This is a genomic window from Xanthomonas sp. WHRI 1810A (assembly GCF_040202885.1).
Lineage (GTDB): Bacteria > Pseudomonadota > Gammaproteobacteria > Pseudomonadales > Pseudomonadaceae > Aquipseudomonas.
In genome coordinates this window covers 171,294-183,162 of sequence record NZ_JBEGED010000010.1, presented here as the reverse complement: position 1 = coordinate 183,162, position 11,869 = coordinate 171,294, and the positions used below count along the sequence as shown (strand labels likewise).

9 protein-coding genes are annotated in these 11,869 nt (G+C 59.9%); 3 read left to right on the top strand and 6 right to left on the bottom strand.

Features of this window, described 5'->3' with window-relative positions:
* Positions 1–27: 27 nt before the first annotated feature.
* Positions 28–2,064 carry an ATP-binding protein gene (locus tag ABQX22_RS16485; RefSeq protein ID WP_349800927.1) on the top strand — a complete coding sequence of 679 codons (2,037 nt, stop codon included), beginning with the start codon at positions 28–30 and terminating at the stop codon, positions 2,062–2,064.
* 15 nt (positions 2,065–2,079) lie between these two features.
* Positions 2,080–2,658 (top strand): cob(I)yrinic acid a,c-diamide adenosyltransferase, encoded by a 579-nt coding sequence (locus ABQX22_RS16480; protein ID WP_349800926.1) that lies wholly within the window; start codon positions 2,080–2,082, stop codon positions 2,656–2,658.
* Positions 2,659–2,818: 160 nt separating this feature from the next.
* On the opposite strand, the gene ABQX22_RS16475 is transcribed toward ABQX22_RS16480, so the two are convergent.
* The 4 genes from ABQX22_RS16475 to secA form a co-directional block, all read right to left on the bottom strand.
* Positions 2,819–3,763, bottom strand: a complete 945-nt coding sequence (locus tag ABQX22_RS16475; RefSeq protein WP_349800925.1) for a Nudix family hydrolase — start codon at positions 3,761–3,763, stop codon at positions 2,819–2,821.
* Positions 3,764–3,765: 2 nt separating this feature from the next.
* Positions 3,766–4,392: a glutathione S-transferase family protein gene (locus ABQX22_RS16470; RefSeq protein ID WP_349800924.1), complete on the bottom strand. Its 627-nt coding sequence runs from the start codon at positions 4,390–4,392 to the stop codon at positions 3,766–3,768.
* Between the two features lie 206 nt (positions 4,393–4,598).
* Complete coding sequence (argJ, locus tag ABQX22_RS16465) at positions 4,599–5,816, bottom strand: bifunctional glutamate N-acetyltransferase/amino-acid acetyltransferase ArgJ (RefSeq protein ID WP_349800923.1); 1,218 nt, start codon at positions 5,814–5,816, stop codon at positions 4,599–4,601.
* A 142-nt stretch (positions 5,817–5,958) separates the two neighbouring features.
* Positions 5,959–8,700 (bottom strand): preprotein translocase subunit SecA, encoded by a 2,742-nt coding sequence (secA, locus tag ABQX22_RS16460; protein ID WP_349800922.1) that lies wholly within the window; start codon positions 8,698–8,700, stop codon positions 5,959–5,961.
* Between the two features lie 318 nt (positions 8,701–9,018).
* Here secA and ABQX22_RS16455 point away from each other — a divergent pair, with 318 nt between their 5' ends.
* Positions 9,019–9,474, top strand: a complete 456-nt coding sequence (locus ABQX22_RS16455) for a DUF721 domain-containing protein (protein WP_349800921.1) — start codon at positions 9,019–9,021, stop codon at positions 9,472–9,474.
* 170 nt (positions 9,475–9,644) lie between these two features.
* Here the strand turns inward: ABQX22_RS16455 and lpxC are convergent, their stop codons facing one another.
* Complete coding sequence (gene lpxC / locus ABQX22_RS16450; protein WP_349800920.1) at positions 9,645–10,556, bottom strand: UDP-3-O-acyl-N-acetylglucosamine deacetylase; 912 nt, start codon at positions 10,554–10,556, stop codon at positions 9,645–9,647.
* Positions 10,557–10,668: 112 nt separating this feature from the next.
* Positions 10,669–11,859, bottom strand: coding sequence for a cell division protein FtsZ (gene ftsZ, locus ABQX22_RS16445; RefSeq protein ID WP_349800919.1), 1,191 nt, complete (start codon positions 11,857–11,859; stop codon positions 10,669–10,671).
* Between the last annotated feature and the right edge of the window lie 10 nt (positions 11,860–11,869).

Here is an 11,869-nt window from a genome sequence, read left to right as displayed (position 1 = left end):
TCCTTTGTCTGCCAGTGATACCGCCTCATGCCATTGCGCCAACGCCTGGAAAACCTGCCGGTCGGTCAAAAGCTGCTGGCGGCCTTGCTGGTCCTGCTCACCACGGTGCTGGTGGTGGCGAATCTGACGTTCATCAGCGCGGCGTATTACATTTCTCAGGAAGCCATGGCGCCACAGGCGCTGCAGACCATTGGCCGATTGATCAGCAACCCTGGCCTGTCCGCGCAGGCGCTGGAGTCCGCCGCCAACGGTCAGGCCCTGCTCAAGGAACTGAAAAATTACGGCCCGCTGCGCGCGGCGGCGTTGTACGACTCCGAAGGCAACCGCCTGGCGCAGGTCCAGCAAGGCGACAAACTTCGGCTGCCGGACCATTTCCGTAACCTGGAAACCTGGCGCATCACCGAGTTTCGCAACACCCAAGTGATCCCCGTGCCCAAGCCCGGCAGCGCGCCCGGCCATTTACTGCTGGTGGCCAGCAGCGAATTGCCCACCGCGTTCTACACCGGCACCCTCACCGCCAGCCTAGGCATTCTGATTTTCAGCGTGCTGCTGTGGGCAGGCGTGGCGCGGCAGATCCGGCGCTTCATCACCGAGCCGATCTATCAGCTTGAAGACCTTTCCCGTCGGGTCACCCGCGAAGAAAACTACGCACTGCGTGCAGGCCCAGGCAATCACGACGAGATCGGCAGCCTCGCCGAGGCCTTCAACACCATGCTGTCACGCATGGAAGCCCGCGAGCAGCAGCTCAAGCGCGCCCGGGACGATTCCCAGCAAGCCTACGATCAGGCGCAGGGGCTGGCCGAGGAAACCCGCCACACCAACCGCAAGCTGGAGCTGGAAGTCCAGGTGCGCAGCAAAATCGAGAAAAAGCTCACCGGCTTTCAGAATTACCTCAACAGCATCATCGATTCGATGCCCTCGGCGCTGATTGCGCTGGACGAACAGCTGTACGTCACGCAGTGGAATCAGGAGGCCGGCGCGCTTTCCGGAACGCCGCTGGACGAGGCCCTGAACCAGCCGATTTTCCTGGCCTTCCCGCCGATGAAGTCGTTTCTGCCGCAGATCAAGCAAACCGTCGAACGGCACACCGTGACCAAGATCGAGCGGGTGACGTGGGTCAAGGGCGACGAATCCCGGCATTACGCATTGACGTTTTACCCCCTCACCGGCGGCGCCGGGCGTGGCGCGGTGATCCGCATCGATGACATCACCCAGCGGCTGTCGCTGGAAGAGATGATGGTCCAGTCCGAGAAAATGTTGTCCGTGGGTGGCCTGGCTGCCGGCATGGCCCATGAGATCAACAACCCGCTGGGCGCGATCCTGCACAACGTGCAGAACATTCGTCGGCGACTGTCGCCCGATCTGCCGAAGAATCTGGAGCAAGCCGAGCAGGACGGCGTAGAACTGGCCGTCATCAATCAGTACCTCACCGCGCGGGAAGTCCCCAAGCTGCTGGACGGCATTCAACAGGCCGGGACGCGGGCCGCGAAGATCGTCAGCCACATGCTCAGCTTCAGCCGCCTCAGCAATCGGCAGATGGCGCCGTGCGATCTGCCTGCGCTGATCGACCAGGCGGTGGAAATCGCCAGCAGCGACTTTGACCTGACCATCGGCTTCGACTTCAAGGGCCAGAACATCATCCGTCAGTTCGACCCTGACCTCGGACCGGTGCCGGGCACGGCCAACGAGCTGGAACAGGTGCTGCTGAACCTGTTGAAAAACGCGGCCCAGGCGATTCATCAACGGCCCGATGACAGCGAGCCGGGGCGTATTACCCTGCGCACCCGACTGAACCCGCCGTGGGCGGAGATTCATGTGGAGGACAACGGCATCGGCATGTCGGAGAGCGTGCGCAAACGCACCTTCGAGCCGTTTTTCACCACCAAGGAAATCGGCCAGGGCACAGGTCTGGGCCTGTCGGTTTCGTATTTCATCATCACCAACAACCACAAGGGCCAGATGGAGGTGCAGTCCAGCGTCGGACAAGGCACCTGCTTCACCCTGCGTTTGCCGCTGGCCGGTAGCCAGATCAGCGCGCCCACTCAGGTCATCAGTCCGTTGTAACCAGGAGATTTCACCATGGGTTTTCGCTTGTCGAAGATTTACACACGCACGGGCGACACCGGCGAAACCGGTCTGGGCGATGGCCGTCGCGTGCCGAAGGACCATCCGCGCGTAGAAGCGATGGGCGACGTAGACACGCTCAACAGTCAGTTGGGTCTGCTGCTTGCCGGGCTCGTTGATGAGCTGCCGCAAACGCCCGGTTTGCAGGAAGTGATCGATGTGCTGACGCCGTGTCAGCACCGGCTGTTCGATCTGGGCGGCGAGCTGGCGATGCCGGAATACCAGGCGCTCAACGCCCAGGAGATCGAACGCCTGGAAGCCGCCATTGACCTGTGGAACGAAGAGTTGGGGCCCCTGACGAATTTCATCCTGCCCGGCGGTTCAACGCTGATCGCTCAGGCGCATGTCTGCCGCAGCCTGGCCCGGGGCGCAGAGCGGCGTTGTCAGCATTTGAACGCGGTGGAGCCATTGGCCGGGGTGGGTTTGGCGTATATCAATCGGCTGTCGGATTTGCTGTTTGTCGCGGCACGGCTGATCGCGCGGCGTCAGGGGATTGCGGAAATATTATGGGAAGCGGCCAAAAAACCTGAGTGACTCGCCGTACGTTGCGCGAGCCCTTAACCTGTTGGAGCGAGGCTTGCCCGCGAAGTAAGCGACGCGGTGTGTCAGGTGACTCCACATCGTCAACTTCGCGGGCAAGCTTCGCTCCAACGGGATTTTGATCGTTCCCACCGGAGCATGGGAACGAACACTGTCAGGCGTCAGGCCAAAACGCCCGAATCCCGGCGACGCCTTGGGCACCGATTTCCCATGCGCGCTGACGATCATTCGGCCCTACCCCGCCCAGCAGAAACACCGGTTTGCTGAAACCCTGAATCAACTCACTGGCCCGTTCCCATCCCAGCGGCTGCGAGTCGGGGTGGGTCTGGGTCGGCTGCACCGGGGACAGGGTGATGAAATCCACGCCCATCTGCTCGGCCAGGGCCAACTCTTCAACGTTATGGCAGGAAGCCCCCAACCAGCGATCAGCCGGCAGCGGTCGCCCGTTCGCAGCATGTTTGCGCAGCTGCGCCGATGTCGCATGCCATCCGGCCGCCGGGAAGTCTCCCAGCCACTCGAATGAGCCCTTGAGCAACAAATGCGCCTTGCCCGCACACAACCCAACGGCGTCCACCGCCAGGTCGCGGTACTTGGGGTCGTACCCGTTGGGCGCGCGCAGCTGAATCAGTTTGGCCCCAGCCGCGATGGCGCGCTGAATGCCCTGCAGCAACTGCGGGGTGTCCAGGCCGTCCGGCGTGATCAGGTATTCGCTTGGCAAGCGTGCAGCGGCGACGATGGGCTGATTGGCTGCCGGAAAGTCGTATTCGATCAATTCCCGGCTCGACACCCAAGCCAAAGGCTGACCTTCAGCGCCGTGGGGTTCGCCGGTGAATGCAGAAACTTCCCACACATCCAGCAGCACTTGCTTGTCCGGATAATCATGGGAGACCTTGATCAGCGGTCGCGCAGCAGTGACCACGATGCCCAGTTCTTCCAGCAGCTCACGCGCCAAGGCCGACTCGACCGCTTCGCCAGGCTCGACCTTGCCCCCCGGAAACTCCCACAACCCGCCCTGATGCTGCGTGTCGGCACGGCGGGCGATGAGGATTTTGCCGTCGGCGCCTCGGATGACCGCCGCGGCGACATGGACTCGTTTCACGATCAACCTTCCTCCAGACCGGCCTGCTGCCAGCGCTTGAAGGCAGGCCATTGGTAAATGGTTTCAACATAGGCTGCCGCTTCGACCGGCAGTTCGACGCGGTAGGTACGCAAGCGAACCGCGACCGGCGCAAAAAAAGCGTCCGCGATACTCGGCGTGCCAAACAGGAACGGGCCCGGCTCGGCAGCCACCGCACGGCACTCCGCCCACAGCGCAACGATACGCTCTATGTCGTCCTGGGTTTCCACCGGAATCACTTCCAGCGCCTGGTCATGACGCAAATCCATTGGCATGTTCGCCCGCAGGCTGCCAAAGCCGCTGTGCATCTGGGCGCAGGCAGAACGTGCCTGAGCCCGCACCGCTACGTCATGCGGCCAGAGATCGGCTTTTGGAAACAACTCCGCCAGGTATTCGCAGATCGCCAGGGAATCGACAATGGTCCCGTGTTCGCACTGAAGTGCCGGGACTTTGCCGGTGGGTGAATGCTCGAGGATCAGGGAGCGGGTGTCGGGCTGGTTGAGGCGGATGATCTGGTCGGTGAACGGCGCACCGATCATTTCCAGCACCAGCCACGGGCGCATGGACCAGGAAGAGTAGCGTTTGTCGCCGATGATCAGGTGCAGGCTCATGGTGTGGCTCCAGTCTGTGGTCGGCCCCCTGTAGGAGCGAACTTGTTCGCGAAGCTGACACACCGCTTCAATCTTTCGCCAACAAGTTGGCTCCTACAGGATCAGTGAACGTCTGTTGGAGCGAGGCTTGCCCGCGAAGTTAACGCCTCGGTATGTCCGTCGTACCGTGTCGCTCCCTTCGCGGGCAAGCCTCGCTCCAACATCAATCAGGTGCGGTATTCCGCGTTGATCTTCACATACTCATGCGACAAATCGGTGGTCCAGATGGTTTCGCTGCAATCGCCTCGACCCAGCTCGATGCGGATGGTGATCTCTTCTTCAGCCATCACCGCCGCGCCCTGCTCTTCGGTGTAGGTCGTGGCACGGCAACCCTCGCTGGCGATGCACACGCCGCTCAGGTACACGTCGATCTTGCTGACGTCCAGATCCGGCACGCCCGCACGGCCGACAGCGGCCAGGATTCGGCCCCAGTTCGGGTCGGAGGCAAACAGTGCGGTCTTGATCAGTGGCGAATGCGCCACCGCGTAACCAACGTCCAGGCACTCCTGATGATTGCCGCCGCCGTTCACTTCCACGGTCACGAACTTGGTGGCGCCTTCGCCGTCACGCACGATGGCCTGGGCGACTTCCATGCACACGTCAAACACTGCGCGCTTGAGGGCGTCGAACAGCGGGCCTCGGGCTTCGGTGACTTCCGGCAGATCAGCCTGACCGGTGGCGATCAGCATGCAGCAGTCGTTGGTCGACGTGTCGCCGTCGATGGTGATGCGGTTGAAGGACTTGTTCGCGCCGTCGCGGATCAGGTCCTGCAGCACGTTCTGGGACACTTTGGCGTCGGTGGCGATGTAGCCGAGCATGGTCGCCATGTTCGGGCGGATCATGCCCGCGCCTTTGCTGATGCCCGTGACGGTGACGGTCACGCCATCGACCTGGAACTGACGGCTCGCGCCCTTGGGCAGCGTGTCAGTGGTCATGATGCCGGTGGCGGCGGCAGCCCAGTTATCGACCGACAGATCGTCGAGGGCGGCTTGCAGCGCGCCTTCGATCTTTTCCACCGGCAGCGGCTCACCGATCACACCGGTGGAGAACGGCAGCACCGCGTCGGCAGTGACGCCGGTCAATTCAGCCAGCTTGGCCGTGGTCCGCTCAGCCGCCAACAAGCCTGGCTTGCCGGTGCCGGCGTTGGCGTTGCCGGTGTTGGTCAGCAGATAGCGCACGGTGCCCTGGGTGCGCTGTTTGGCCAGGATCACCGGCGCCGCGCAGAACGCATTGAGGGTGAACACGCCTGCCACGCTGGAACCTTCGGCACAGCGCATGACGACAACGTCTTTGCGCCCAGGGCGCTTGATGCCGGCAGAAGAAATGCCAAGTTCAAAACCGGGAACCGGGTGCAGCGTCGGCAAAGGACCAAGACCAACAGCCATGAAGTGCGCTCCTTGAGAATTACCTGTGCCGTCTGGCAGCGCGCCAGCACGACTCGATCGATTGAAAAACGCCGCGACGGGTAAGCCGGTCGCGGCGTGATGTGTCTGTCAGTTCAGCGGGTGCAATCGCGCACCGATTCGCTTAATTGATCTGACCGTGACAATGCTTGAATTTCTTGCCCGAACCACACCAGCACGGCTCGTTGCGACCTTGCTTCTGGTCGTTACGAGCGGGAACCGAGGCCACCGCGACGTCTTCACCGTCTTCGGCCAGCAACGCCTGCGGCTGATCCAGACCCGGTGCTTCGTCGTGCTGGAACTGCATGCGCTGGGCCAGTTCTTCGGCTTCGCGACGCAGACGCGCCTCTTCCTCGGCCTGGTCTTCGCGGCGGACCTGAACGTGCGACAACACACGGATGGTGTCGCGCTTGATCGAATCCAGCAGTTCCTGAAACAGGGTGAACGACTCGCGCTTGTATTCCTGCTTCGGGTTCTTCTGCGCGTAGCCACGCAGGTGGATACCGTGGCGCAAGTGATCCATCGTCGACAGGTGGTCTTTCCACAGGTCGTCGATGACGCGCAACAGGATCTGCTTCTCGAAGCTGCGCAAGGCATCCGCGCTCGCCTGGTCTTCCTTCTCGTTGTAAGCCGACATGATGGCTTCCAGGAGTTTGGTCCGCAGGGTGTCTTCGTGCAGGTGGTCGTCTTCGTCAAGCCATTGCTGGATCGGCAGCGTGACGCCGAAATCGGTGTTCAGCGCGGCTTCCAGACCGGCAACATCCCACTGCTCTGGCAGCGACTGTGGCGGAATGTGCAAGGTGATGGTGGCGTCGAGGACGTCTTCGCGGAACTCGGCAATGGTGTCACCAATGTTGTCAGCAGCCAGCAGGCTGTTGCGCATGTGGTAGATCACTTTACGTTGTTCGTTGGAGACGTCATCGAACTCGAGCAACTGCTTGCGGATGTCGAAGTTACGGCCTTCGACCTTGCGCTGAGCCTTCTCGATGGCGTTCGTCACCATGCGGTGTTCGATCGCTTCGCCGGACTGCATGCCCAGCGCCTTCATGAAGTTCTTCACCCGGTCAGAGGCGAAGATGCGCATCAGGCTGTCTTCCAGGGACAGGTAGAAACGGCTCGAACCGGTGTCACCCTGACGACCCGCACGACCACGCAACTGATTGTCGATACGGCGTGATTCGTGACGCTCGGACGCAATCACGTGCAGACCGCCCGCCTCGATCACTTGCTGATGGCGTTTCTGCCAGTCGGCCTTGATCTGCGCAATCTGCTCAGGGGTCGGGTCTTCGAGGCTGGCAACTTCAACTTCCCAGTTACCGCCCAACAGGATGTCCGTACCGCGACCGGCCATGTTGGTGGCGATGGTCAGCGCACCGGGACGACCGGCCTGGGCAATGATCTCGGCTTCTTTTTCGTGGAACTTGGCGTTCAGAACCTTGTGCTCGATGCCTTCCTTTACCAAAAGGCGGGACATGTGCTCGGAGGTTTCGATGGTCGCGGTACCCACCAGCACCGGACGATTCTCGGCCATGCAGGCCTTGATGTCGGTGACGATGGCGGCGTACTTCTCTTCGGCGGTCAGGTAGACCAGGTCGTTGAAGTCTTTACGCGCCAGCGCCTTGTTCGGCGGGATGACCATCACGGCCAGGGTGTAGATCTGGTGGAATTCGAACGCTTCGGTGTCGGCTGTACCGGTCATGCCGGACAGTTTGTTGTACAGACGGAAGTAGTTCTGGAAAGTGGTCGATGCCAGCGTCTGGCTCTCGGCCTGGATATTGAGCATTTCCTTGGCTTCGATGGCCTGGTGCAGGCCTTCGGACAGACGACGACCCGGCATGGTACGGCCGGTGTGCTCGTCGACCAGCAGGATCTGGCCGTCTTGAACGATGTACTCGACGTTGCGGTTGAACAGTTTGTGCGCACGCAGACCGGCATAGACGTGAGTCAGCAGGCCCAGGTTATGCGCCGAATACAGGCTCTCGCCGACAGCCAGCAGGCCGACTTCGGTGAGCATTTCTTCGATGAACTGGTGACCGGATTCGTTGAGCTCGACCTGACGGGACTTCTCGTCGATGGTGAAGTGACCTTGCTTGGTCACCACGCCTTCCACTTCTTCGATGTGCTGTTCCAGCTTCGGGATCAGCTTGTTGATTTCGGTGTACAGCTTGGAGCTGTCTTCGGCCTGGCCGGAGATGATCAGCGGCGTCCGCGCTTCGTCGATCAGGATGGAGTCGACTTCGTCGATCACGGCAAAATTCAGCTCGCGCTGGAATTTGTCTTCCATGCTGAACGCCATGTTGTCGCGCAGGTAGTCGAAACCGAATTCGTTGTTGGTGCCGTAGGTGATGTCCGAGGCGTAGGCCGCGCGCTTTTCTTCAGGCGGCTGGAAGGGCGTCACGACGCCCACGGTCAGGCCGAGGAATTCGTAGAGCGGGCGCATCCAGTTGGCGTCACGGCGAGCGAGGTAATCGTTCACGGTCACAACGTGCACGCCCTTGCCGGACAGCGCGTTGAGATAAACCGCCAGTGTCGCCACCAGGGTTTTACCTTCACCGGTACGCATTTCGGCAATCATGCCTTCGTGCAGGGTCATGCCACCGATGAGCTGAACGTCGAAGTGACGCATGCCCATGACGCGTTTACCGGCTTCCCGTGCCACCGCGAAGGCTTCCGGGAGCAAATTATCGAGGGTCTCACCTTTGGCTAAGCGGGCCTTCAACTCATCGGTCTTGGCACGTAATTGCTCGTCCGAAAGGGCCACCATTTTCTCTTCGAAGGCATTGACGAGTTGAACCGTCTTGAGCATGCGCTTTACTTCGCGCTCGTTCTTGCTTCCAAAGAGTTTCTTTAACAAAGGCGCAAACATATCGACAGGATCTTCCACACATAGAGATGGAGGGCGGCCCCGTGAGTCGCCCGTGCAGCCCTCATGGCCGCATGCGAACGAGCATTCTACCCGGAAATGGTGGTGAGGAAAGTGGCGTTATTCCACGATGCTGGCACAGCGCTGTTACGGGGCAGAATTACAATAGGGTCTTTTTGAGCGACTTCAACCCGTGACGCCGAGAACTTTTATTAATCTTTATTCATTGTTAAAGCGCGCAAATGCGTCGAACGCCCAGACTGACCGGGGTAAAAGTTCGCTTTCTGATACCATGGCGCCTTGTTCTGCGAGGCACCCCAAATGGCATTTCGTCCTTTAACGGCACGCGCACCGGCTGTCCTGTTGCGCGAAGCGAAGCCCCTCAAAGCCATTTTCAGTCATGCCCAGCGCCTGGGTCATCTGCAACGCCTGCTCGAAAGTCAGTTGCAACCGGCAGCCCGCGAACACTGTCATGTGGCGTCGTGGCGCGAAGGCAGCCTGTTGTTGATCGTCACCGATGGACATTGGGCGACGCGCCTTCGCTATCAACAGAAGCGGCTGCAACGCCAGTTGCTGGCGTTCGAGGAATTCAGCAGCCTGACGCGGATTCTGTTCAAGGTGCAGCCACCGACGGTGCAGCGCGGCGCGGCCGGTCATACGATGGATTTGTCAGTCACCGCCGCCGAGAGTATCCAGGCCACGGCCGAAGGCATCAGCGACCCGAAGCTCAAGGCGGCACTGGAACGACTCGCGGCCCACGCCAAACCTAAAGCCTGACGCCTGTTGTAGCGAGGCTTGCCCGCGAAGGTGGTGGGTCTGATACCTCTGTATTGAATGTACAGACGCGTTCGCGAACAAGTTCGCTCCTACAGACTCTTCAAATCCCGCCCATAAAAAAAGCCACCCGAAGGTGGCTTTAAAAAAACAAAACAAGGAAGAGAGGCTGTTTACACCGCCGCAACCGGGCGCATGTAAGAGATCGGCGCCGTGCTTGCATCTTCAAAGGTGACGACTTCCCAAGCGTCTTTCTGGGCGATCAAGGCGCGCAGTAGACGATTGTTCAGACCGTGTCCCGACTTGAAGCCGCGATACTCACCGATCAGGCTGTTACCCAGCAGGTAAAGATCACCGATGGCATCCAGAATCTTGTGTTTGACGAACTCGTCCTCATACCGCAGGCCGTCTTCGTTCAACACGCCATCCTTGTCCACGACGATAGCGTTCGCCACGCTGCCGCCGAGCGCAAGGTTGTGTTTGCGCAGATATTCGATGTCTTTCATGAAGCCGAACGTACGCGCGCGACTCACTTCTTTAACGAACGAAGTGCTTGAGAAATCGACGCTTGCGCTCTGTGTATGGTTTTTCAGGAACGGGTGATCGAAATCGATTTCGAAGCTCACCTTGAACCCTTCGAACGGCACGAACTTGGCAAACTTGCCTTCGTCCTCGACGCAGACTTCTTGCAGGATACGAATGAATTTCTTCGGCGCGTCCTGTTCTTCCAGGCCCGCCGATTGAATCAGGAATACGAAGGGACCTGCGCTACCATCCATGATTGGAACTTCGGAGGCAGAGAGTTCAACGTAGGCGTTATCAATGCCAAGGCCAGCCAGCGCCGAGAGCAAGTGTTCAACCGTATCGACCTTTACATCACCATTGAACAGAGTGGTTGAAAGCGTGGTGTCTCCAACGTTCTCTGCAAAGGCGTTGATCTGCACGACCGGATCGAGGTCGGTACGGAAAAACACAATGCCAGTATTCACAGGCGCAGGTTTGAGGGTCAGGTATACCTTTTCCCCCGAGTGCAGGCCGATACCTGTGGCACGGATAATATTCTTCAGGGTGCGTTGTTTAATCATGGCATTGGCCGCTTCAGCGCATATCGCGAATTAGTATCAACAAAGGCTGGCGATGATATCAGACCTCGCCTTTGCTGAACACCAATCACCCTTATACCCCTGATAGAACTCATCAATCAGCCTGACGACGCAGGAAGGCTGGAATATCCAGATAATCCAAGTCATCGTGCGGATTCATTTTCTGCGCTGCCGTAGCCCCGGCGTGTGCCTGGTTGCGCATCACGGTCGGACGGTCCAGATCACGGTAGTTCACCGCAGGCTGTTCCTGACGCGCGCTGTGCTGCTGCGACGGTGCGGACTGAGTAGTCTGCATGGTGTTGTCGATAACCTTCACAGGCTTCTCGATTTTCGCGCCCAGGCCGGTGGCAACCACGGTCACGTGCAACTCGTCACGCATGTCCGGATCGATAACGGTACCGACCTTGACCATGGCGTGCTCGGAAGCGAACGCTTCGATGATGCTACCCACGTCCGAGTACTCACCCAGAGACAGGTCAGGACCGGCAGTGATGTTGACCAGAATGCCGCGAGCACCCTGCAGGTTCACGTCTTCGAGCAACGGGTTGCGGATGGCCGCTTCCGTGGCTTCACGTGCACGGTTCGGACCGCTTGCGCAGCCGGTACCCATCATCGCCATGCCCATTTCGGACATCACGGTGCGCACGTCGGCGAAGTCGACGTTGATCATGCCCGGGCGCTTGATGATGTCGGAGATACCGCGAACGGCACCGGCCAATACATCGTCAGCCTTGGCGAAAGCCGACAGCAGGCTGGCGTCCTTACCCAGGATGGTCAGCAGTTTCTCGTTGGGAATGGTGATCAACGAGTCAACGCTTTCGGACAACATGCGGATGCCTTCATCGGCGATCTGCATGCGTTTGCGGCCTTCGAACGGGAACGGACGGGTCACCACCGCAACGGTGAGAATGCCCATTTCCTTGGCCACTTCGGCAATGATCGGTGCAGCACCGGTACCGGTACCGCCGCCCATGCCCGTGGTGATGAACACCATGTTGGTGCCCTGCAGCACTTCTGCAATGCGCTCACGATCTTCCAGTGCAGCCTGACGGCCGACTTCAGGGTTGGCGCCGGCGCCGAGGCCTTTGGTCACGCCTGTGCCCAGTTGCAGGATGGTCCGCGCGCCGATGTTTTTCAGCGCTTGAGCATCGGTGTTGGCGCAGATGAACTCAACGCCCTCGATGTTGCTCTTGACCATGTGATTGACCGCGTTGCCGCCGCCGCCACCAACGCCGATAACTTTGATTACCGGGCTTTGTGGGATGTTGTCTACGAGCTCGAACATTTTCCCTCTC